The sequence below is a fragment of the Trinickia dabaoshanensis genome (genome assembly GCF_002879885.1).
Lineage (GTDB): Bacteria > Pseudomonadota > Gammaproteobacteria > Burkholderiales > Burkholderiaceae > Trinickia > Trinickia dabaoshanensis.
In genome coordinates this window covers 41215-64641 of the sequence record NZ_PNYA01000029.1, presented here as the reverse complement: position 1 = coordinate 64641, position 23427 = coordinate 41215, and the positions used below count along the sequence as shown (strand labels likewise).

The window sequence follows — 23427 nt, the reverse complement described above, 5'->3', positions numbered from 1 at the left end:
CATTTAGCATAATCGGGCGCTTATCAACGGTGGAGAAGAAAGCGCGTGCTGCGGGTCATCCACTCTCTCCCTCATTGTCGATCCGGGCCTGCGGCTACCACTTTTAGCAGGCCCGGCCCGCGACGCCCGTAGACATTACACCTGCCCCTCCGGATATTACGCCGAGACTACGGAAATTCGAGGCGGCATCAAATTAGTTTATAGCCAAAACTATAGTCGTAAACGTTTCCACTTATTAGGGCGAGAATGATCGTCAAAACGAGTGGCGATATCAAATCAATAAATAAGTTTGCGAACAACGGCCGTTGGCGTGGGTCATCCACTGCTAATTAAAGGCTAATTCCATAGTGCTTGCTCATTCCAGCTCACCGGTGCGGGGGACCCTGTTCGCCCGCGACGGGGCGAATCGTTTTGGAGAACTAAATGCCACGCATCGATACCTCGGGCGGTTTCATCGACTACGATTTCCATCCACCTGTGATGCCGGCTCGCACGATACCGGTGAGCCCGAACGATACAGGGTCGGGAATACAAACCGCGACGGACGCCGCGATCGCCGCCTATGACGCGGCCGTCAGTGGAGTGGACGACACCATGCGCAATGCGCCGCGCAATGCAGCACTTCGGCAGGACCTTCTTGCTTGGCATGGAGACGAAGCCGAGGCTGCGTTGGATAAAGCCATCGAAAGTGAACTGAGTGACCCAGCCGCCAAAAGTAGTGGGAATGCCCTACCGGGCCAAGACATCTTGCAGCGCTATTCGACTGATCCTGTGGCGCGTCCCGCGATCATCCGTGCCCTGCTGGCCGACCCGAGCGTCAAGAACTGGATCAATCAAGCGGCACAAAACGTCGCCAAACCCTACCAAGGAGCCGACGCGGCGTCGATCGCAGAGGAACCGGAGCGGGCGCGGGATGCGGCCCAAAGGCTACAAGCGTCGATCGCGGGCCTGCCGCCCGAGTTGGCGGCCGCCGTCACGCAAGCTAGCTTGCCGACGATCGAAGATATTGCAAAGGTGAAACTACCGGCCGGCGAGGCCGCGTTCGAGACACTGCAGGACGTTTTGAGTTCGATCGGAGACGGCCCCCAAGCCCAATCGATAATCGATGAGGTGGCGGGCTACTACACGAAGGACTACGGCGCCGTTAACGTCTTGGCCGGCCATGACGGTTCCCAAGGGGTGTTGGCCCAGTCGATCGTGGACGCGGCGAACGGGAACGGTGGAAAGATCGATATGAGATTTGCCCGCTCCTTGGCGGACCAATTGGACGGTTCGAGCAGCAACAAGCTGCGCGACATGGCTCAGCCCATCCGCAATGCTGCCGCCGATGGTCTGCAAAATTACCTGGCAAGCGGCAAGAGTCCTTTGGGCGCGTATAACCGCGCACAGGAAAAAGCGGCGGAAACCACCGCTCACTTGCGCGACTTACTTAAGCAAGCCGGCGCGCTCACCCCGGAACAGCAACAGAACTTCATCAAGGCCTACATGTCGGCACCCGCCAATGCCGACGTGTACAAAAACGAAGCCCAAGCCGCGAAGAATCTTGCCGACTACATGAACGCGAACCGCGACAATTTGATTTACGCGGCGGGGCAGACGCAGGATTCGGCCAAGCAACTCTACGAGTGCCTGAAGGATTTGACGTACACGGGCCAAGGTACGACCGCGCTGAGTTTCATCGGATCGATCAATAACGACCCCGCCGCGAGCAAGGCGCTCGGCGCTCTCCCCGGCTATACCGGTAACTTCCTGGACGACACGATCGCTTCGGCAGAAGGCGAGCTTTTGGTGGAGAAAAACGGTGATTCCGCATCGGCAGCCGACGCACTGCTGCAATTGGCCGAACCGATTTTTAAGGAAGCCAGAGGCTGGAACAACCTGAAGAAGAGTTTCAAAGCAGCAAGCGAGATCAAAGGCGACGCGAATGCTTCCGACGTCGAAAAGTTGTCCGACGGGATTAAGCAGATGGGAAATGGAAGGCGCGGCTTCGCTATTGCTTCGATCTTGGGCAGATCGGTCAGCGGCGCCAGCGCGGACGGTATCAAAAGCATGGAAGGAGCCTTGGGCAACGCGGGCGTGGCAACGGACGAACTCAGTGCGGGCGCTTTAAGATTTTCGGCCGATGCGGCCACCTTCGGGAGTTACATCCGGAACTCGGCGGTTGGATCAAGCGTGAGCAAGTTCATGCCCGGTGTGGGTGTGATCATGAACGCGCGTGCGGCTTGGGGCGACGCCAATAAGGCGGTATCCGATCCGCTTTACGCCGGAGCGGTCGTCGGCGACGTCATTGCACTAGTTGGAAGCGGGCTCTCCGCGTTTCTCCCCACGGAGGTTTTGGGCCAGGCGTTGACCGGTCTAGGGGCTGTCATTTCCGCGCCGCTCGAGTGGATAGGTGGCGCAATCGACAGTTCTAAAAAAGAATCCGCGCTGAAGGCCGAGACGAAGAAATATTTACTGCAGGCGGACGACATGACTGTCGCCGATGAGCGAAAGAACCAAGGAAGACTGGACCGCACGCGGATGCCGGATCAGACCGATGGACTCGATGACAAAACCATCGATGCACTGGTCAACAGCGATCCCGACCAGATCAAGGCGCTCGAGTCGTTGAACATGAGCCCCTCGGAGATCCAAACGCTGGGCGAGGCGCATCCCGAACTGTTGCAGACTTCATCGAAGTCGGACTTCTTGGTCGACCTCGCTAAGATCGGTGGGACACAAGGCGCCGAAGTCACGGGTCTCGCGGACGCCTATGAAAAGGACAATCCCAGGATCGCCGGCATTTTGGCCGATCGGCCCAGTGGGGCTCCGCTGACGAGCGACGATAAGAATCAGTTTCTTCATCTGATCAGTCAGAACTACCCGAACACCAAAGCTTACTTGCAAGTCATCGATCCGGATCTCGTCAGCCCCGAGGCTGATGCGAGGCGCAAAGCGGATGCGGATTTCGAGGCTCAGTTGGAAGCTCAGGGGCCGTTCTCGGACCAACAGATCGGCGGTTTGCTGAAGCACAATAGCGACGCCGCCTATCAAGCCGAATTCATCAGCCGCCTACAGCAGAGTCAAGATCTCGATCGCTGGGTTCGCTCCATCAGCCAGGACGACAACGGATTGCCGGAAGCGGCCAAGAGCGCAATTCAGGCGGCCGCGAAAGCGGGCGTGTTTTCGTCGCCCGATGAGGCCAACAAATACTTGAACGAGCTGCCTTAGCCCGCGCTGCCCACTTGAGCCGCGATTGCCGCCATACGGTCGCAACGACCCCAACGGCAATCGCGGTGCTCGCTACCCGGGTAGCAGCATTGCGATGGCAGCCGCGCCCATGACAGCCGTCGCAATCCATCCGAGTACGATCAGCGGACGACTTGCAACGAAAGCGCCCATTACTGACTTCTTTGAAACGAGCACGATGATGACCGCCATCAGCGGCACGGCGACGACGCCGTTGATGACGGCACTCCAGAACAGCGCTTTCATCGGGCTGATCGGCGAATATTGGATAGCGAGCGCGGCAAGTACGCTGACGGCGATGATGCCGTAGAAACCGCGCGCATCGGTCACCTTTCGCTCGAGCCCCTCCTTCCACCCCATCGCCTCGGACAGCGCGTAGGCCCCGGATCCGGCCAGTACCGGCACGCCAATCAGGCCCACACCGAGAATCCCGAGCGCGAAGACGACGTAAGCGAGATCGCCGGCGAGCGGCCGCAAGGCGCTGGCGGCCTGCGCCGCGGTGTCGACGTCCGTTATACCCGCCACGTGAAGCGTGACGGCGGTTGCCAGCATGATGAAATAGGCGGTGAGGTCGGAGTAGAGCATCCCGCTCCATGTATCCCACCGAATTCGCCTCAATTCCACGGCGGCGGCACGCGCATCCCGTACGAGCGGCACAGTGCCGTGGTGTCGCTCCATGTCCTCGACCTCTTCGGATGCCTGCCAGAAAAAGAGGTATGGGCTGATAGTCGTACCGAAGACAGCGACCACGACGGCGGCGGCGCTGGCGTCGAGCGTGAACTTGGGCGATACCGTGCGCAATACCACCTGGCCCCACGGAACGTGGACCGTGAATAGCACCGCCGCGTAAGCCAGTAGAGAGACCGTCAGCCACTTCAAAAAGAAGACGTAGCGGTGATACGGGATGAACATTTGCAGCAAGAGCGTGCCGAATACGAAGATCGACGTCATCAGGTGTCGATCGATGCCGCTCACCAGTTCCGCGACCTCCCCCATGGCCGCGACATCGGCGGCAATGTTAAGGGTATTCGCGACGAGCAGTAGCAGCACGACACCGCGTAGTACGAAGGGCGGGAAAGTGGCCTTGATATTCGCGGCAAGTCCCTTGCCGGTTACGCGGCCAAGGTTCGCGCACATCGACTGGATCGCGGCCATCAACGGGAAGGCGATCGGCATCGTCCAAAGCATGTTCAAGCCGAATTGAGCGCCTGCCTGCGAATACGTGGCGATGCCGCTTGGATCGTCGTCGGCCACGCCGGTGATCAGCCCCGGCCCGAGCCGCGACAGAGGGTGCTCTTTCAGGCGCTCCCAGAGCACCCGAAACGCGCCGCTGCGCGACGCTCGGTCGACGTCCATTCACTTGGCCTCACGGAAATGGGAGATAAGCGCACCTCCGGTCGATTAAAGCCGCCATTCCGTGTGCGCGCGTTGATGCGGATCAAGTGCTCGCGCGAAGGGCAGCGGTAGCGTGTCAGGGTATCGTCAGATCAAAAAAAGAAATCCGTATAGGCACCCCCTATTCGCGATGCGGGCGCGTCTAGCCCGCCCAGGCATCGAGGCGTGACGCGCTCGTGGGCGTCTGCATCCATTTCCCTCTCCTCGGCGTATATCGGAGACAACCCGGTGCGATCGAGTCGGATCGCGCGGCGCGAGCTTGCGGCGCGCGGTTCATCGCCTACTATCTACACACCGAAAGTCCCCCGCTTCGGCATCCGCGGTCGACCGGTTCGGTGCGGCGGCGTCCGGGGAAGACGGCACCTCGGGCGAAGTGTTTGGGGCCGTCGATCTCGCACCGGGCGGCTGGCGGCGGGAGGACATGGTATGCCCTCGCGCGACTCTGCCGGCGGACACTGACTGACGGGAGGGTATGCCATGGCTGCTCCACACTTGAGCGCGCACGAAACCCCCGCTCCGGCGCGCCGGAGTGAGCTCATTCAACCCGGCTGGGTACGCGCGACGCACTGGCTCAATGCGCTCGCGGCGATCGTCATGATGCTTTCGGGGTGGCAGATCTACGACGCCTCGCCGATCTTCCCGCGCTTCATGTTCCCGATGTCGATCACGCTGGGCGGTTGGCTGGCCGGCGCGCTGCAGTGGCATTTCGCCGCGATGTGGCTGCTGATGGCCAACGGCATCGTGTACCTCGTGCTCAGCGTCCTGAGCGGGCGTTTGTTCTCGCGTTTTTTCCCGCTTTCGCCGAGTGCCGTCGGGCTCGATCTATGGCGCGCATTGACGGGCAAGCTCTCCCATGCCGACCTGTCCCATTACAACGCCGTGCAAAAGCTGGCCTACGTGGCGGTCATCGTCGATCTCGTCGTGCTCGTGCTTTCCGGGCTGGCGATTTGGAAGTCCGTGCAGTTTCCATTGCTGCGTGCCTTGATGGGCGGCTACGACTCGGCGCGGATCGTGCATTTTTGTGCAATGACATTCCTGGCAGCGTTCTTGGTCGTCCACGTCGTGATGGTCGTGCTCGTGCCGCGCTCGCTGATCGCCATGCTGCGAGGCCGATAGGCCTATGTCTCGAGATTCGTGGAAAAGGAGCCGGCCATGACGCAACCCAACGACCGTACTGTCGCGCGCAAGCCCTCGCTGGACACGCAGACGATCCTGGCCGACGCGCAGCGCGAATTGGCATTGCCGTCGCGTCGCGCGTTCGGCAAGCGCGTGTTGACGCTGGGCGGCCTGTTGATGCTGACGGGCTGCTCGCTGACCGACGAAAAGTCCGTCAACGCATTTTTGCTGAGCGTGTCGCGCATGAACGATCGCATCCAGGCATGGCTGTTCGATCCCACGCGGCTGGCGCCCACCTACGACGAGGCGCAGCTTACGCGGCCGTTCCCGTTCAACGCCTACTACACCATCGACGAAGTACCCGACGTGGACGCGGACGGTTTCATGTTGCAATTGAGCGGCCTGATCAAAGGCAAACGTAGCTGGACGCTGCCGGAGCTCTATGCGCTACCTCACGCCGAACAGATCACGCGGCATATTTGCGTCGAAGGCTGGAGCGCGATCGGACATTGGGGCGGCACGCCGTTCTCGGATTTTCTTCGTCGCGTGGGAGCGGACACGAGCGCAAAGTACGTCGGCTTCAAATGCGCCGACGATTACTACGAGAGTATCGACATGGCCAGCGCGCTGCACCCGCAGACGTTGCTCACGTTTCAATACGACGGCCAGACGTTGCCCCCGAAATACGGCTTCCCGATGAAGCTGCGGATTCCCACCAAGCTGGGCTATAAGAATCCGAAGCACATCATGGAGATATTCGTGACGAATACGTACCCCGGCGGCTATTGGAGCGATCAGGGGTACAACTGGTTCGGCGGCTCTTGAGGCCACGCGGTCCCAAGGCGCGCCGACGGAGGTCGAGCGTGGAGGCACAACGAGTGTGCCGCCTGCGTGACGTCATTCCGGCATCACCCTCTATCCGGCTGTCACAACACCAAGGAGGAATTTCATGAAAAAGACGATCGTAGCGATGCTTGCCGCCGTGCTTGGGCTTAGCGCATCGGGTGTATTCGCGCAGGCGGCGAGCGGCGCGATGTCCAATACGGAAATGGCGAGCGGGACGATGTCCCAGCAACCGATGGGCAAAAAGAAGATGAAGCGCATGCCCCACAAGAAGAGTGACGCGATGGGCATGAAGCACGAAGCGTCGGGCGCGATGGGCAACTGAGCCTCGGTCACGGCTCTCGGCGCGGTGCTCGCCGCGGCGCCGAGAGTCTCGCCCGTCCCTCAGAACTCAAACGATCGGGATCAAACCAACCCATAGGCCCGGCGTGCCAATGCCAGCGCCAGCACCTCAGCCGGGTCCACCAGCCTCCAATCCCGTGCTTCGTCGATGAAGGGCATCGCGAGCGGAATCTCCGTGCACGCCATCACCATCGGCAAGTCGCCGTGCTGTTCATACAACACGCGCCCAACAGCCGCGAATCGCGCGCGCGCGAGATCGAGCCTGCCTGCCTTCACGCCGTCGTAAATCCCTTCCATCAGCGCGCCGCGCTCCCGAGTCGCGGGCAGTACGCAGCGAATCCCGCACGCATCGAACGCATCCTGATAGAGCGCCATCCGATACGTGCCCTCCGTCGCCAGCAGCATCGCCGACATAACGCCGGACGCGCGCAGATGCGCGGCCGTTTCCCTCGCGATATGCAGCAGTTCGACGTCTGGCTGTTCGCGCTGCAACGCCGCCTGCCACGCATGCGCGGTATTGCATGCGACTGCCACGGTGCGTGCGCCTAAGCCAACGAGCCGCCCGATTGCCACCGACATGCCTTCCAGCGGCTGCGGCGCATTCGGATCGAGCAAGGCCCGGCTGCGGTCCACCACCGGAATCTGTGCGAGCCAGTGCTCGGGGAACGCCTGATCGACGATCGGCGTGCCGTGCTCGCGCAAACAGCGCTCGCATGCGGAGAGGAACAAGCGCACGAAATCGACGCCCGCGGCAGGTCCCATGCCGCCGAGGATGCCGACGGGATGGCGGGCCCGTAGCCGCTCCCGCGGCTCAGCGGATGAAAGGCCGGACACGATGCGCGCGCCGGGTGGCTGGAGCGGGTCAGTGTTCATCGAGATGCCGAATCGGTGAGGGTGGATTAGGGTTGTCCCTAATGAAAATGTATTTTCGTCGAGGCTATTGTGGCGAAAAATTATTTTCATGTCCAAGTTCTTAACCGTATCCGGAGCGCAATGAGCAAGTCAGAGTCGTCCGTCGTCGACCGTATCGCGCAGGTGCTGCCGTCGCTGAGCGACGCGCATCGGCGCCTTGCCGATTACGTACTAGGGAAGCCGTTCAAGGTCGCGGTCATGACGATCGACGAATTCGCAAGTGCCTGCGAGGTGTCCAACGCGACGGCCAACCGCTTCGTGCGCAAGCTGGGCTTGCCGGGTTATCCGCAATTCCGGGCTTTGCTTGCACAAGGCTTCGAGCAAGCCCTCGCGCCCGTCGAGCGCCTGCGCCTCGAACGCACGCGAGCGGCATCGGCGGCGGACATCTTTTCCGCGTCCTTGTACGAGGACCAACGCAATTTCGAACTGACGCGCATGTCGCTGAGCACCGACGAGTGCGAGAAAGCCGTGCGGGCCGTGCTCGGAGCGCGCCGAATTTTCATCGTCGGCTTCGGGTCGAGCGGGTTCCTCGCGGGATTCCTACAACGCAATCTCACGGTCCACTGCGACGTCGTTAAAAGCCTGGCGACGCTCGGTGGCGTGTCGGAAGCGGCACGCCAGATCTCGCGTATCCGCAAGGGCGATCTGCTGATCTCGATTTGCTTCCCGCGCTATCTCGCCGACACCGTCACGCTGACGAAGTCGGCCCGGGAGGCCGGCGCCAACGTGCTCGCCATCACCGACAAGCCGACGTCGCCGATCGCCAAGCATGCCGACGTCTGCCTCTATGCATCGAGCGAACGCCAGTACCTATCGAACTCGGAAACAGCGGCGCTCGGCATGATCGAGGCGCTCTCGGCGGCGGTGGCGCATCGCTCCGAGAACTCGCTCGACGACGTGGCGCAACTGACCGAAGCGGTGATGCCGTGGCTGAGCAACCAGGATGACAACCATGACTGACGCTGTATTGGCGATTCACGGCGGTGCGGGCGCGATGGCGCGTGCGGAAGCCTCCGCCGAAATGCGCGAGGCGTACGAAAGCGCGCTCGCGCGCATCTTGCAAGACGCCGGACGTCTGCTCGAGCAGGGCGGCAGTGCGCTCGACGCGGTGACCGAAGCCGTGCGCTTGCTGGAGGAATGCCCCCTGTTCAATGCGGGACACGGCGCGGTGTTCACGAGCGCCGCCACGCATGAACTCGACGCGTCGATCATGGACGGCAGCACGCTGCAGGCCGGCGCGGTCGCCAACCTGCGGACGGTGCGCAATCCGGTGCTCGCGGCGCGCGCGGTCATGGAGCGAAGCCAGCACGTGATGTTCGTCGGCGAAGGCGCGGAAGCATTCGCCCGGCAGCAAGGGCTCGAATGCGTCGATCCGTCGTTCTTCTCGACGCCGTTGCGCCGCGAACAGCTCGAACGCGTGCAGCGGACCGACGCGCAGCAGACGACGCTCGATCACGACGCCGCTTCGTCCGGCGCGGTGCCGCTGTCGTTTCCCCGTACAACGCAAGGAGCGGCGCCGCTCGACGAAGACCGCAAGCTCGGCACGGTCGGCGCGGTGGCGCTCGACGCGCACGGCAACCTGGCCGCTGCTACGTCCACGGGCGGCATGACCAACAAGCAGCCGGGCCGCGTCGGCGATGCACCGATCATCGGCGCGGGATGCTATGCCGACAACGGCACCTGCGCGATCTCGACCACCGGCAGCGGCGAGATGTTCATCCGCATGGTGGTGGCGCACGACATCGCGGCGCGCATGCGATACGCGGGCGCGTCGCTGGACGAAGCCGCGCAGCACGTGGTCCACGAGCAATTGCCGCGCATCGACGGACGCGGCGGTCTAGTGGCGGTCGACGCACACGGGAACGTGAGCATGCCGTTCAACACGGAAGGGATGTACCGAGGCTTCATTCGTGCGGGACAACCCCCGGTCGTCGCCATTTACAAGTAGGTCGGCCAAGGGCGTTCGCGGTGCGAAGGCCCGGCTCTTTTCGACGGAAGAAAGATGATGAGCGAGAAAGTTGCGGCCTTCGCGGACATGGCGCCCGAGCGGGTCGTTCAGGTTGAAGATCTGAGCGTCGAGTTCAGAGGATCGGAGCGCACGGTCGAGGCGGTCAAGCATCTTTCGTTTCATGTCGATCGCGGCGAGACACTCGCGATCGTCGGCGAATCGGGCTCGGGCAAGTCGGTTACGTCGCTCGCGCTGATGCGGCTCGTCGAGTACGGCGGCGGCCGTATTACCGGCGGCCGTCTGGGGTTTCGCCGACGGGGCGGGCAGACGGTCGACATCGCGCAGTGCTCGGGGCAGCAGATGCGCGCGATGCGCGGCGCCGATCTGGCGATGATCTTTCAGGAGCCGATGACGTCGCTCAATCCGGTTTTTCCGGTGGGCGAGCAAATCGCCGAATCGATCCGCCTGCACCAAGGGCTCGGCACAGCCGAGGCACGCGCGCAAGCGCTGCGCATGCTCGATCAAGTGCGCATCCCCGACGCGCGAAACGTGCTCGGACGCTATCCGCATCAACTTTCGGGGGGCATGCGTCAGCGCGTGATGATCGCGATGGCGCTCGCCTGCAAGCCGGCGCTTCTGATCGCGGACGAGCCCACCACGGCGCTGGACGTGACGGTGCAGGCGCAGATCCTTCAATTGATCCGCGAACTGCAGCGCGAGATGCAGATGGGCGTCATGTTCATCACGCACGATATGGGCGTGGTGGCCGAGGTCGCCGATCGCGTGCTCGTGATGTTGCGCGGCGAGGCAGTCGAGGCGGGCGCGTCGCAGCAAATCTTCGATACGCCGTCTCATGTCTATACGCGCGCGTTGCTCGCAGCGGTGCCGCGGCTCGGATCGATGCGCGGGACGGACTTGCCGGCCCGCTTTCCGCTGCTCGCCGGCATGGATGTGGCGCCGATTCAGGCGGCCGCGCCGAGCGCTCGGAGTGCCCTCGATACGGAGACGCAGGAGCGCGAACCGATCCTGAGCGTGCGCGAACTGACCACGCGCTTCGATATCCGTACCGGGCTTCTGAGCCGCGTCACGCGCCGCGTCCATGCGGTGGAAAAAATCAGCTTCGATCTGCATCGAGGCGAGACACTGTCGCTCGTGGGCGAATCGGGCTGCGGCAAATCGACGACGGGCCGCTCGCTACTGCAACTCGTCAAGAGCCAGAGCGGCCGCATCCTGTTCGACGGCCAGGACATCAGCCGGTTGCGGGGCGATGCGCTGCGCGATCTGCGCCGTCATATCCAATTCGTGTTCCAGGACCCGTTGGCCTCGCTCGACCCGAGGCTGACGGTCGGCTACTCAATCATGGAGCCGATGCGTATTCATCGGCTTTACCCGGCGGGCGAGGCGGAAGCGCGCATGCGCTATCTGCTCGAGCGAGTCGGCTTGCCCGCCGATGCCGCGCAGCGCTATCCGCACGAGTTCTCGGGCGGCCAGCGTCAGCGGATCTGCATCGCGCGGGCGCTAGCCACGAACCCGAAGGTCGTGATCGCCGACGAATCGGTGTCCGCATTGGATGTATCCATTCAAGCCCAGATCGTGAACCTGCTGATCGATCTTCAGCGCGAGATGGGGATGGCGCTGTTGTTCATTTCGCACGACATGGCCGTCGTGGAGCGAATCAGCCACCGCGTGGCCGTCATGTATCTCGGCCAAATCGTCGAAATCGGCTCGCGCCGCGACATCTTCGAGAATCCCCAGCACCCCTATACGAAGCGATTGATGGCCGCGGTGCCGGTAGCGGACCCGCAGCGGCGCCACCTCGACCGCAAGCTGTCGTCGGGCGAGATTCCGAGCCCGATCCGCGACGTCGGTGACGAGCCTGTCGTCGCACCGCTCGAGCAAATCGACCGAGACCACTATGTCGCGCAGCACGCCATTGCCGCGCAGTTTTGATGTACCCACCCGCAACGAGGAGTAGAACCATGCGAACGTTTCGCGCCACACAATGGATTGGGGCCATCGCGCTGGCCTTTGGGGTTTTCACCGCACCGCTGGCGATGGCCGCGAAGGACGTGACCGTCGCGGTGCCGATCTCGCTCGATTCGCTGGACCCGTACAACACGAATTCGACGCTCGCACAGGCGGTCGGCAAATCGTATTACGAGGGGCTGTTCGGCTTCGATAAGAACCTGAAGGTCCAGCCGCTGCTTGCGGAAAGCTACACGGCAAGCCCGGACGGCCTCAGCTACACCTTCAAGCTACGTCACGGCGTGAAGTTCCAGGATGGGACGGACTTCAACGCCGAAGCGGTTAAGGTCAACCTCGACCGCGTGCTCGACAAGAGCAACGGGCTCGCGCGCTACAACCAGTTCAATCGCATCAAGTCCGTGACCGTGGTGGATCCGTATACGGTCAAGATCGAACTGAACGAGCCGTTCTCGGCCCTCATCAACGCGCTGGCGCATCCGTCCGCCATGATGATTTCGCCGACCGCACTCAAGAAGTGGGGCAAAGACATTGCGCTGCATCCGGTCGGCACGGGTCCGTTCGAGTTCGTCGAATGGAAGCCGGCCGAGTACTTGAAGGTGAAGAAGTTCGACGGCTATTGGCGTAAAGGCTATCCGAAGATCGACTCGCTGACCTTCCGCACGGTGACCGACAACAACACCCGCGCGGCGGTCGTACAGACGGGCGAGGCGCAATTCGCTTATCCGGTGCCGTACGAGCAAGCGAGCATCCTGAAGGCGAACCCGAAGCTGGAGTTGGTCGCGACGCCGTCGATTACGACGCGCTATGTGTCGATGAACACGCTGCAAAAGCCGTTCGACGATGTGCGGGTGCGCGAGGCCGTCAACTATGCGATCAACAAGGACGCGCTTGCAAAGGTCGCATTCGCCGGCTATGCGTTCCCGGCGCAGGGTGTGGTGCCGCAAGGCGTGGCGTTTGCCGAGAAGATGTCGCCGTGGCCGTACGATCCCGCCAAGGCGCGCGAACTCCTGAAGGAGGCGGGCTACCCGACGGGTTTCTCCACGTCGCTGTGGTCGGGCTATAACGACGGCACATCGGCGAAGGTCGTGCAGTTTCTGCAGCAGCAACTCGGGCAGGTCGGCATCAAGACGTCGATCGAAATGCTCGAATCCGGTCAACGCGTGCAGCGAGTCCAGACGGTGAAGGATCCGAAAACCGCCGCCGTACGCATGTACTACGGCGGCTGGTCGGCTTCGACGGGAGAGGCCGACTGGGCGCTGCGTCCATTGCTGACCACCAACGCCTGGCCGCCCGTGTTCTACAACACGGCGTACTACTCGAACAAGGACGTCGACAAGGATGTGTCCGACGCGTTGCTGATCACCGATGCGACGAAGCGGCAGCAGCTGTACGCCGACGCGCAGCAGCGTGTCTGGAAGGATGCGCCGTGGGCGTTCCTCACCACGGATCGCAACTTGTCGGTCGAGAACAAGAGCCTGACCGGTTTCTACGTGATGCCTGACGGTTCGTTCAACTTCAGCGACGTCGATCTGACGCAATAAGCGGATCGCGCACCCGGTATCGGAGCGCGGGAGGGACCGCCCGCTCGCGCTCGTCAACGCGGACTTGCCATGTTTGTCTATATCGCCAAGCGGCTCCTCGGCGCCGTCCCGACTCTCGTGTTCGTCGCGGTCGCCGTGTTTCTGTTCGTGCACGTGTTGCCCGGCGACCCGGCTCGCCTCGCGGCGGGGCCCGAGGCGGACGAAGCGACCGTCACCCTCGTGCGCCACCAGCTCGGTCTCGATTTGCCGATGCCGGAACAGTTCGTACGTTACTTCGATCACGCATTGCACGGCGATCTGGGCCAGTCGCTGCGGACGAAGCGTGCGGTCTCGCGCGAGATCGCCGACCGCTTCACGCCGACGTTCATCCTGACGCTCACCAGCATGGTGTGGTCGGTCATATTCGGGCTCGTGGTGGGCGTCGTGTCGGCGGTCTGGCGCAACCGCGCCCCGGACGCGGTCGGCATGACGCTAGCGGTTTCCGGCATCTCGTTCCCGGCGTTTGCGCTCGGCATGGTGCTGATGCAGATCTTTTCGGTTCAGCTCGGCTGGCTGCCTTCGATCGGCGCCGGATCATGGCGGCACTACATCCTGCCGTCGATTACGCTCGGCGCCGGTGTCGCGGCGGTCATGGCGCGCTTCACGCGTGCCGCGTTCGTCGAAGTCATGCAGGAAGACTATGTGCGGACGGCGCGGGCCAAGGGATTGTCGGAGTGGTTCGTCGTCGTCAAGCACACCTTCCGCAACGCGTTGATTCCGGTCGTGACGATGATGGGTCTGCAGTTCGGCTTTTTGCTCGGCGGCTCGATCGTCGTGGAAGCCGTGTTCGCGTGGCCGGGGATGGGCAGCCTGCTCGTCGATTCGGTGAACATGCGCGACTACCCGGTGATCCAGGGGCTGATCCTCCTATTCTCCGTCGAGTTCATCGTGATCAATATCGTGGTGGACGTGCTGTACGGATTGATCAATCCGACCATCCACTATCAGTAAGAGCGAGGGCAGCCGCCATGAATCGAATCGAAGCTCCGGCGTTGCGCGTCAATATGGCGCCGGCGGGCCGTGTCCGTACGCCGGCCCGCGAGTTCTGGCGCAAGTTTCGCAAGCAGAAGCTGGCGATGTGGGCCGGCGTGTTCGTGCTGTTGCTCGTACTCGTCGCGATCGCCGCGCCGTGGATCGTGCCGTTCGATCCCGAAAGCTATTTCGACTACGACGCGCTGAACGCCGGTCCGTCGTGGCTGCATTGGATGGGCGTGGATGCGCTCGGACGCGACGAATTCAGCCGTATCGTGATGGGCTCGCGCATTTCGCTGGCCGCGGGCTTCGTCTCCGTGGCGCTGGGCGCGGTCGTCGGCACGGTCATGGGCTTGCTGGCGGGGTACTACGAAGGATGGTGGGATCGCATCGCCATGCGGATATCGGACGTGCTGCTCGCCTTTCCCGGCATTCTGCTCGCGATCGGCGTGGTTGCGGTGCTGGGCTCGAGCATGGTCAACGTCATCATCGCGGTCGCGGTATTCAGTGTGCCGGCGTTCGCGCGGCTCGTGCGCGCGAGCACGCTGTCGATCAAGCACATGCTTTACATCGAGGCGATGCGCAGCATCGGCGCATCGGACTTCGTGATTTTGTTCCGGCATATCCTGCCCGGCACGATCTCGCCGATCGTGGTGTACGGCACGATGCGCATCGGCACATCGATCATCACGGCGGCGAGCTTGTCGTTCCTCGGCATGGGCGCGCAGCCGCCGACGCCGGAGTGGGGCGCGATGCTCAACGATGCGCGCTCGGACATGATGCTCGCGCCGCACGTGGCGATTTTTCCCGCGGTGGCGATCTTTCTGACGGTGTTGGCCTTCAACCTGCTGGGCGATGGTCTGCGCGACGCGCTCGACCCCAAACTCGACCGGTGACGCGAACCGGTACGCTATCCGCTACTCGTTAATCGCTATTGAACGCAAGGGATCGAATGCTAGTACAGCAACCCGGTATGCCCGGCGCAGTCGCTGCCGAAGGCGTTCCACGGATCGGTGTTCTACCGTCTGGGCCGCGCGATCTCATTAGCGACGTGCCCGGCGTGACGGTGGGCCATGCGACGCTCGACGACGGCGATATCCAAACCGGCGTGACCGTCGTCATGCCCCATGACGGCGACATGTTTCTGCGAAAGGTGCCGGCCGCGGCAGCGGTCATCAACGGCTTCGGCAAGAGCATCGGGCTCGTGCAACTGCAGGAGCTCGGCGTGCTCGAAACGCCGCTCGCGCTCACGAATACGTTTTCCGTCGGAGCGATCGCGGCGTCGCAGATACGCGCGGCCGTGAGTTGCCACCCGGAGATCGGCCGGCAATGGTCTACCGTCAATCCGCTCGTGTTCGAGTGTAACGACGGCTACCTGAACGACATCCAGGCGATGGCGGTGTCGGCCGAACACTATGCGCAGGCTTGCCGGGAGGCGGCGGTCGAGTTCGCTCAAGGCTCCGTCGGAGCGGGGCGCGGGATGTCGATGTTCGGCTTCAAGGGCGGTATTGGCTCGGCCTCGCGCATCGCCACTTCGACGGACGGCCAACGATACGTGTTGGGCGCCCTGGTATTGGCCAACTTCGGGCGTATGGAAAATCTCACGGTGTCCGGACAGCCGCTCGGGCGCCGCATCGTGGCACAGGAGTCCAACGAGCCGAACGAGCCGAACGAGGAGGACGAACGAGCCGCGCCGGAGAAAGGCTCCATCATCATGATCATCGCAACCGATGCGCCGCTCGACGTCCGGCAACTGGAGCGCGTGGCGAAGCGTTCGGCGGCTGGGCTCGCTCGCACGGGCTCGGTGTATGGCCATGGCAGCGGCGATATCGCGCTCGCGTTCAGTTCGGCGTGGCAGGTTCCGCATCTTGCGAGCGAGCCGATGCCGGCCGTGCGGATGGTGCACGAATCGATGCTCGATCCGCTCTTCGACGCATGCGCGGAAGCGGTCGAGCAGGCGATCGTGCATGCGCTGTGGCGTGCCACGACCGTGGCAGGGCGAGAGGGACATCGGCGGGAGGCTTTCGCGGACGCGGTACCGAACTGGCGGGCGCTACTCGCGAACCCGCATTCAAGCGAGCAATCATCGTGAAGATTTTGATTTCCACCGACATCGAAGGCGTGGCCGGTGTCACCCACGTCGAACAAACGCGCAGCGGCAACGCCGAATACGAGCGGGCGAGAGCTTGGATGACCGACGAGGCGAACGCGGCGATCCGCGGCGCGTTCGCGGGCGGCGCGACCGAGGTCCTAGTCAACGATTCGCATGGCGGCTTTCGCAACCTGCTGCTGGACCGGCTCGATGCGCGCGCGCAAACCATTACCGGCAAACCGCGTTATCTCGGGATGATGGCGGGCGTCGAGCAGGGATGCGATGCCGTTTTTATGGTCGGATATCACGCACGGTCGCAAACCACGGGCGTGCTTGCGCATACGATCAATAGCTTCGCGTTCAGAAGCGTGCGCGTGAACGGTGCCGAACTGGGCGAGGCCGGTCTATACGGTGCGTTGGCCGGGGAGTTTGGCGTGCCGGTTGCGCTGTTCTCCGGCGACGATGTCTTTCTGGCCGAAACGGCACCGATATTTCCGGGGGCGATCGGCGTGGAAACGAAGCGTGCATACGGCAACGCGGTGTGCACGAGTCTCGCGCCGTCGCGCGCGTGCGCCCTGATCGAAGAGGCGGCCCGACGCGCGGTGTCCAAGGCGAAGGACTTGCCGCCGTTCAGGGTCGACGGGCCGTTGGAATGCGAGTTGGCCACGCAGACGCCGGGACAAGCCGATTTATTCTGCCAGTGGCCGGATATGCGGCGCGTCGACGGCAGCACACTGCGCTTTGGCGCCGAGAGTATGCAGTCGCTCGTGCGGATGCTCAACTGTTTATCCGCCATGTCGTTCATGCTGCGCTGAGATTGCCGGGTTCCGAGCGGCCGGGGGAAGTCTATGTCGCCGGTGTAATCGAATTGCGCCTCCTCGGGTGCTACGATTCGCCTTCAATTAGCCTTGCGCGACGCGCGCCCGCTAACCTTTGCCGCGGCTCTTGGCAGGCCGCTTGCGCTCCACGCGCAGCCGGTATTGGAACGTATCGCCCTTGAAGTACAAATATTCGAAATCGACCGGGCGGTTGTCGCTGTCATGTGTCAACCGTTCGACACGTAGGACGGGGGCATCGCGCTTGATCTCGAGCGCACGCGTGACCGGCGCCCGTGCGGGGACCGCCGCGATGCCCAGATCGGCGCTACCGAGGGCGATGCCGCAGTCGTTTTCGAGAATGAGGAAAATGTCGCGCGCGGCCAAATCGGCACGCACGAGCTTCCTGCCCAGCGCCTCGGGAAGGAAGGTGACTTCATAAGATGTCGGTTCGCGGTTGAGCAGGCGCACGCGCTGAATCTCTGCCACCGTCGTGCCCTCGTCCAGCTTGAGTCGCGCAGCGACCTCGGCGTCGGCCGGCACGAAGTTGAATGAGACCACGCGATTCACGACCTCGTGCCCTTCGCCGCTCATCGCCTCGGCGAAACCCTGTAAAGACGTGATGTTCTGCACGGCCTTCGGCTGGGAAACGAAAGAACCCTTCCCATGCACCTTGAAGATCAACCCTTCCTTTTGTAGATCGCCAAGCGCCTGCCGAATGGTAATTCGACTCACCTCGAACATGCCCTGAAGCTCGCTCTCGGAAGGCATACGGCTGTGCGGCGGATACCTGCCGTCGAGAATGCCGCTGCGCAGTGCCTCTTTGATTTGCCGATATAACGGGACGTGAGCGTCGGGTTCGAAGGTGGTCTGGCGAGTCTGCATGGTCGGCATGTTCACTTGGCGAGCGGGCACGGAAGACGCGATCGTGCAGCGTGATGTGGCGAACGATTATACCGCCGGCCCGCGTGCGAAGCGGAGAGAGTTTGATCTCGTCATAACATGAGATGGCATGTTGATCGTCCGCCGAATTGCGCCTTGGACCCAGCCCGGATGCAGGTCGCAGTGCACCGCCAAGGATACGAAGCGCACCAGGTTGTGGCCGCGTCGCACCGGCTTGTCTCCCCGCATCCCGCTCATATTCCCACCGGTGCGCTTCTTTCCAGATGGCATCTTCTTTGCATAGCAAAACACGTTATATCTTGTCATGACGAGTTGGCGATATGCTGCACGCAGGGATTGACAAGCGCGTGCCATGCAACGAGACGGAGGCCTAGTTGGACGCATTCCCCGCTTTGATCGTTCCCGCCGTGCTGGCGTACGCATCGACCAACGTCGACGGCTACGTACTGCTGCTCGGCTTCGTTAGCCACCCGAGATACCGACCGGCAGAAGTCGTCGCGGGCCAGTTCGCGAGCGTGACCGTACAGTTGGCGATCTCGATCGCGATCGCGCAATCGGGCCGGCTAACGGCTGGGCCGCTCATCGGTCTCGTCGGCATCGTGCCTCTCGCCGCGGGCCTCGTGCGTATCGCGCAATGGCGCAAAGAGGCCGGCGCAACGGATGCGGTCTTGGCGCCGCCGCCGCGATCGGCACATCGCAGGTTCGGGCGTGCGGCGACGGTATGCGCCGTCGCCACGTCGGGTGCGGTGGACAACATTTTCGTCTACGCGAGCGTACTGATGGGCCGCACGCTGTTCGACGCGATCTTCACGGGGTGCGTATTCGCCGTATTGACCGCGGGGTTGTGCCTCACCGCCTATGCGACGGCGCGTTCGAGCGGCGCGTTCATCCGGCTGCGAACCATCGCGGCGCGGACCTCGCCGTTGATGACGACGGCAATCGGCCTGTCGGTGCTGATCCGATTCGATACGTTGCCCTGGTTGTGCTCGCTCTGACAACAGAGCGATCGCATGCACCACGCGTAACCGATTTTGCACCATGCGCCGCAGCCAAGTGCGGCGATGAGGCGAACGGAACGTAAAAAACAGCGAAAAAACGACGGTTTAGACCAAAAAACGCATGGCACACCTCTTGCCTTAAAGAGCACAACTTGTAATGACGAGTTATATCTACTGCCATGCATCTAGCCGATCTCTCCTTACCTGCGGCCAACGAGGCCCCCGAGTGTGCGACGCCAACTGCGCTCGGTGGACCGAGTCCGCTCTATTCGCAGATCGCCGAGATTTTGCGTGGACGCATCTTGCAGCACGTCTACCGCCCGAATCAGCAGATGCCTTCCGAGAGCGAACTGATGAGCGCGTTCGACGTGAGCCGCATCACGGTGCGGCAGGCATTGGGAAATCTGCAAAGCGAAGGGCTGATCTTCCGCATTCACGGCAAGGGGACTTTCGTGTCTCGTCCCCGTGCGTTTCAGGACCTCGGCAGTTTGCAGGGTTTCGGCAGCGCGATGCGGGAAATGGGCTACGAGGCCCATTCGAAAGTGCTTTCGGTGCGAACGATTGCCCCGCCCAAGCACGTGCGGGATCGGATCGAGAGCGGCGATCGCGTTACCGAACTCAAGCGTTTGCGGTTCTTGAATCGGGCGCCGATATCGCTCGACGTCTCGTACCTGCCTTCGGCGATCGGCGTGCGTGTCGCGAGAGCCGATCTCGCCAATCGCGACGTGTTCGCCGTGCTCGAAAACGACTTGCAGATTGCGCTGGGTCACGCCGACTTGCGCATGTGTGCGACACCCGCGACAGAAGAATTGCGCGACGCGCTCGCGGTGGACGAGGGCTCCCCCGTGCTGTTTATCGAGCGGGTGATCCATACGAGCGCCGGTGCGCCTATCGAATACGAAGAGCTGTATTACCGAGGAGACGCTTTCCAGTTCAAGGTCCGTGTCGCGAGGCAGGCGGTTGCTGCCAAGCGTTGACGGTCCCTTCTGGAGCAAACGCGGGTGCCGGTTCGGCGTCCAGATTGTCATGGTCTGACATGGGCGGATCAGCGAACCGTTTCATGCCACTCATCTTAGGGTTACATCATGCGAATCAGAGCTTTGGTAGGCCACGCGTTGTTGGGTGCATCATTCGTCGCCCTCGGCTGCTTGCAGACGATCGGGAATACGGCCCACGCGGAAACCATCGACATCGGCATCGGCACGCAAGACACGACGACGAATACCGTAACGGGCGGGATCGTCATCAAGAAGCTGAACCTGCTCGACAAATTTCTGCCGCATACGGGCAAATATAAAGACGTCACCTATCACGTGACTTGGCAAAACGCGACGTCCGGGCCGCCGATCACCAACGGCATGATCGCGGGAAAGCTGCAGATCGGCATGATGGGCGATTACCCGCTGCTCGTGAACGGCGCGACGGGACATGCGACGAACAACGACAGCGAACTCGTCGCAGTGATCGCCTATAACGCGCACGGAAGTGGAAACGGCATCGTCGTGCCGAAGGACTCGCCTTACTACGATCTAAAGGATCTGAAGGGCCAGCGCGTATCGGTGCCGTTCGGGTCCGCGGCGCATGGCATGTTGCTCGCCGCGCTGCAAAGCCGTCATTTGCCGAGCGACTACTTCTCCTTGACGAATCAATCGCCCGAGGTCGGGAGTACGAGCATTGAAGAAAAGCGGATCGATGCCCACGCGGATTTCGTACCGTTCGCCGAGTTGCTGCCTTTCAGGGGCTATGCGCGGAAGATCTTCGACGGTGCGCAAACGAATGTGCCGACATTCCATGGGGTGGTGGTCCGAAAGGATTTCGGAGAAAAGTATCCCGAGATCGTGACTGCCTATATCGAGGCTTTGATGGCCGCCAATGACTGGGTGCGGCAAGACCCGGTGCGGGCCGCGGAGAAAATCCAAGAATGGACGAAGATCGATAAGGAAGTGGCCTACATTTTTCTAGGCCCGGACGGCATCGACACGCTCGATCCGACGATCAAGCCGCGCTGGATCGCCGCCTTGAAAACCGACTACGGCGTGCTCAAGAAGCTGAACATGATCAAAGACCTCGACGTCGACAAGTGGGTCAACGATTCGTTCGTCCGGGCGGCGTTCAAACAGTCGGGCCGAGACTACGACGCTCAACTCGCAAGCTTTTCCAACTACCGAATCGAGGGCGAGGACACCCTGTGCAACGCCCCCATCGACGATCCGTCCCGTGCGGGCCAGATTTGGGTCGACGGCGGCAGCGTCGTCTCGTTCAGTTCGGCCGCATGCACCCTCGAAGGCGTCAATCAGTACCGCGCCGAGGGCAAGAAGCTCGACGCGGTTTATCTGATGGACAAGAAGCTCGGCATCAAGGTTTTCGCGAACGACGCGTTCTTCACGGTAGCCGATGGCGCGGGCAACAAGGTCGATTTGGAGCCGTTCCTACTGAAACGCGACGCGGACGCGGTCGCGAAGGCGTCCGGCGGGAAAGTGGTGACCTATACGCAGGCGTTGAGCGCCGTCGGCAAGGGAGGGAAGTGACATGGAGCGCTCCCTCGAAATGGAAATCAAGCGCGGCACGCCGGCGCCGTCCGGTCAGAGCGAGAGCGCTCGTGCGCCACGTAAGCGCCGCCAGCCGGCAGTGGTGCCGCTCGACGGCGTGCGGCGCCTCGGCATCCGATTGGCCTTCACGGTGGTGTCGATCGGTGTGCCGTTGCTGCTGTGGTACTTGGGTACGCGCTACCGGGTGCAGTTCTATATCCGATTCCAGAGCGTGCCCACACCGATGGAGGTGTTTCATACGGCGGTGCAAGTCGCCGGCTCGGACGCGTTCGCCGCGAACATCGTCAATAGTTTGCGACGCATCTTTCTCGGGTTCCTGGTTGCGCTCGCATCCGGCGTCGCGATGGGGCTCGTGATAGGGCGTTACCGCATCGTCAATCAACTCTTGATGCCGGCCATCGAGGTCTTGCGGCCCATTCCGGCCATTGCCTGGGTACCGCTGTCGATCATGCTATGGCCGACGACGGAGTCGTCCATCGTGTTCATCACCTTCATCGGCGCGTTCTACCCGATCTTGCTCAACACGGTGGACGGCGTTCAATCGCTCGACGGCGTGCTGCTGCGCGCGGGACGCTGCCTCGGGGCCAGTGAGGCGCAGCTGTTTTGGCATGTGATCTTGCCCGGCGTGTTGCCTAACATCTTCACCGGCCTGGCGGTGGGGATGGGCGTTGCCTGGGTGTCGCTCATCGCGGCGGAAATGATCTCGGGGCAGTACGGCGTGGGCTATTACACGTGGGAAGCGTATTCGCTCGTGAACTACCCGGCCATCGTGCTCGGCATGATCACCATCGGTGCGCTGGGTCTGCTGTGCAGCGGCGCGATTCGGGTGGCGGGCCGGTTGTCGATGCCATGGCTCGCCTACGTCAACGGAGCGCGCAAATGACCCATACCAACAAAGGGCGAATCGATTGCCGCAACATCGGCGTCGTATTCGGCGCGGGCGATGCCCGCACGGAGGCGGTGAACGATGTCTCGCTGACGGTCGAGCCGAACGAATTCGTATCGCTGATCGGCCCTTCGGGGTGCGGCAAGTCTTCCTTGCTGAGCATCGTCGCCGGCTTTACGAAGCCGACGCGCGGCATAAGCACGCTGGACGGCGTACCGATCAAAAAACCCGGTGCCGAACGCGGCGTCGTGTTTCAGCAGTATTCGCTCTTTCCGTGGCTGCGGGTGCGCGAGAACGTCGAGTTCGGTTTGAAGATGGCCGGCGTTTCGCGTGCGAAGCGTGAGGGCAATGCGCGGACGCTGCTCGGCCTGGCGGGCCTGCTGGCCTTCGAGAACCACTACCCGGACCAGTTGTCGGGCGGGATGAAGCAGCGCATCGGCATCGTGCGGGCGCTGGCGGCCAATCCGCAGGTGTTGCTGATGGACGAGCCGTTCGGCGCGCTCGATACGCAAACGCGCGCCGTCATGCAGGAAATTCTGACGAACATGTGGCAGCGGTTTCGCCTTTCGGTGCTGTTCATTACGCACGACATCGAGGAAGCCGTCTTTCTTTCCGACCGCATTTACGTCATGACGGCGCGGCCCGGGCGCATCAAAGCGGAGATACGCGTCCCTCTGCCTCGGCCGAGAACGGCGGCAATGTTCGAATCGCCCGAGTTCGCCGATCTGGTCCATCGCCTCAAAGGGCTCATCCGCGAGGAATCGCTCGCAGCGATGGGATCCGAACTCGGTTCGGGAGGCACGGAGGGCTTCAGCATGGAAATGGGCCCGAACGGCGTGGAGGAGTTGCTATGAGTCCACCA

Annotated in this window: 20 protein-coding genes; 17 read left to right on the top strand and 3 right to left on the bottom strand. The window is 62.4% G+C overall.

Features of this window, described 5'->3' with window-relative positions:
* Positions 1–582: 582 nt before the first annotated feature.
* Complete coding sequence (locus C0Z18_RS26115; RefSeq protein WP_158244293.1) at positions 583–3210, top strand: hypothetical protein; 2628 nt, start codon at positions 583–585, stop codon at positions 3208–3210.
* A gap of 72 nt (positions 3211–3282) precedes the next feature.
* On the opposite strand, the gene C0Z18_RS26110 is transcribed toward C0Z18_RS26115, so the two are convergent.
* Positions 3283–4584 (bottom strand): NRAMP family divalent metal transporter, encoded by a 1302-nt coding sequence (locus C0Z18_RS26110; protein ID WP_102648364.1) that lies wholly within the window; start codon positions 4582–4584, stop codon positions 3283–3285.
* A 516-nt stretch (positions 4585–5100) separates the two neighbouring features.
* Here C0Z18_RS26110 and C0Z18_RS26105 point away from each other — a divergent pair.
* The 3 genes from C0Z18_RS26105 (at position 5101) to C0Z18_RS26095 (ending at position 6907) form a co-directional block, all read left to right on the top strand.
* A complete protein-coding gene (locus tag C0Z18_RS26105) occupies positions 5101–5739 on the top strand; it encodes a cytochrome b/b6 domain-containing protein (protein ID WP_102648363.1) in 639 nt (212 codons plus the stop codon).
* Between the two features lie 36 nt (positions 5740–5775).
* Positions 5776–6564: a molybdopterin-dependent oxidoreductase gene (locus C0Z18_RS26100; protein WP_102648362.1), complete on the top strand. Its 789-nt coding sequence runs from the start codon at positions 5776–5778 to the stop codon at positions 6562–6564.
* Between the two features lie 124 nt (positions 6565–6688).
* Positions 6689–6907, top strand: a complete 219-nt coding sequence (locus tag C0Z18_RS26095; RefSeq protein ID WP_102648361.1) for a pentapeptide MXKDX repeat protein — start codon at positions 6689–6691, stop codon at positions 6905–6907.
* Positions 6908–6987: 80 nt separating this feature from the next.
* Here C0Z18_RS26095 and C0Z18_RS26090 read toward each other — a convergent pair whose 3' ends face one another.
* Positions 6988–7797: an aspartate/glutamate racemase family protein gene (locus C0Z18_RS26090; RefSeq protein ID WP_102648360.1), complete on the bottom strand. Its 810-nt coding sequence runs from the start codon at positions 7795–7797 to the stop codon at positions 6988–6990.
* A gap of 120 nt (positions 7798–7917) precedes the next feature.
* Here C0Z18_RS26090 and C0Z18_RS26085 point away from each other — a divergent pair, with 120 nt between their 5' ends.
* The 8 genes from C0Z18_RS26085 to C0Z18_RS26050 all read left to right on the top strand — a co-directional run bounded on the left by C0Z18_RS26085 (position 7918) and on the right by C0Z18_RS26050 (position 17229).
* Positions 7918–8796, top strand: a complete 879-nt coding sequence (locus C0Z18_RS26085) for a MurR/RpiR family transcriptional regulator (RefSeq protein WP_102648359.1) — start codon at positions 7918–7920, stop codon at positions 8794–8796.
* The gene (locus C0Z18_RS26080; RefSeq protein WP_102648358.1) at positions 8789–9784 is read left to right on the top strand and encodes an isoaspartyl peptidase/L-asparaginase family protein; all 996 of its coding nucleotides are present in this window, start codon (positions 8789–8791) and stop codon (positions 9782–9784) included. The genes C0Z18_RS26085 and C0Z18_RS26080 overlap by 8 nt, the downstream gene beginning before the upstream one ends.
* A gap of 57 nt (positions 9785–9841) precedes the next feature.
* The gene (locus C0Z18_RS26075; RefSeq protein ID WP_233217496.1) at positions 9842–11734 is read left to right on the top strand and encodes a dipeptide ABC transporter ATP-binding protein; all 1893 of its coding nucleotides are present in this window, start codon (positions 9842–9844) and stop codon (positions 11732–11734) included.
* Positions 11735–11763: 29 nt separating this feature from the next.
* Positions 11764–13311 carry a glutathione ABC transporter substrate-binding protein GsiB gene (gene gsiB, locus C0Z18_RS26070; RefSeq protein WP_102648357.1) on the top strand — a complete coding sequence of 516 codons (1548 nt, stop codon included), beginning with the start codon at positions 11764–11766 and terminating at the stop codon, positions 13309–13311.
* Between the two features lie 69 nt (positions 13312–13380).
* A complete protein-coding gene (gsiC, locus tag C0Z18_RS26065) occupies positions 13381–14301 on the top strand; it encodes a glutathione ABC transporter permease GsiC (protein ID WP_102648356.1) in 921 nt (306 codons plus the stop codon).
* Between the two features lie 17 nt (positions 14302–14318).
* On the top strand, positions 14319–15218 hold the full coding sequence (gene gsiD, locus C0Z18_RS26060; protein ID WP_102648355.1) for a glutathione ABC transporter permease GsiD: 900 nt from the start codon (positions 14319–14321) through the stop codon (positions 15216–15218).
* A 56-nt stretch (positions 15219–15274) separates the two neighbouring features.
* On the top strand, positions 15275–16414 hold the full coding sequence (locus C0Z18_RS26055) for a DmpA family aminopeptidase (protein ID WP_102648354.1): 1140 nt from the start codon (positions 15275–15277) through the stop codon (positions 16412–16414).
* Complete coding sequence (locus C0Z18_RS26050) at positions 16411–17229, top strand: M55 family metallopeptidase (RefSeq protein WP_102648353.1); 819 nt, start codon at positions 16411–16413, stop codon at positions 17227–17229. Before C0Z18_RS26055 ends, C0Z18_RS26050 begins: the two co-directional genes overlap by 4 nt.
* 111 nt (positions 17230–17340) lie before the next feature.
* On the opposite strand, the gene C0Z18_RS26045 is transcribed toward C0Z18_RS26050, so the two are convergent.
* On the bottom strand, positions 17341–18114 hold the full coding sequence (locus C0Z18_RS26045; protein ID WP_102648352.1) for a GntR family transcriptional regulator: 774 nt from the start codon (positions 18112–18114) through the stop codon (positions 17341–17343).
* Between the two features lie 392 nt (positions 18115–18506).
* Between C0Z18_RS26045 and C0Z18_RS26040 the strand changes: the two genes are divergently transcribed.
* From C0Z18_RS26040 to C0Z18_RS26020, 5 genes are all read left to right on the top strand, one after another.
* Positions 18507–19127 (top strand): hypothetical protein, encoded by a 621-nt coding sequence (locus C0Z18_RS26040; RefSeq protein ID WP_102648351.1) that lies wholly within the window; start codon positions 18507–18509, stop codon positions 19125–19127.
* 182 nt (positions 19128–19309) lie between these two features.
* Positions 19310–20107, top strand: a complete 798-nt coding sequence (locus C0Z18_RS26035; RefSeq protein WP_102648350.1) for a GntR family transcriptional regulator — start codon at positions 19310–19312, stop codon at positions 20105–20107.
* A gap of 108 nt (positions 20108–20215) precedes the next feature.
* The gene (locus C0Z18_RS26030) at positions 20216–21658 is read left to right on the top strand and encodes an ABC transporter substrate-binding protein (RefSeq protein WP_102648349.1); all 1443 of its coding nucleotides are present in this window, start codon (positions 20216–20218) and stop codon (positions 21656–21658) included.
* A gap of 1 nt (position 21659) precedes the next feature.
* Positions 21660–22562, top strand: coding sequence for an ABC transporter permease (locus tag C0Z18_RS26025; protein ID WP_102648348.1), 903 nt, complete (start codon positions 21660–21662; stop codon positions 22560–22562).
* Positions 22559–23419, top strand: a complete 861-nt coding sequence (locus tag C0Z18_RS26020; protein ID WP_102648347.1) for an ABC transporter ATP-binding protein — start codon at positions 22559–22561, stop codon at positions 23417–23419. The genes C0Z18_RS26025 and C0Z18_RS26020 overlap by 4 nt, the downstream gene beginning before the upstream one ends.
* Positions 23420–23427: the final 8 nt, after the last annotated feature.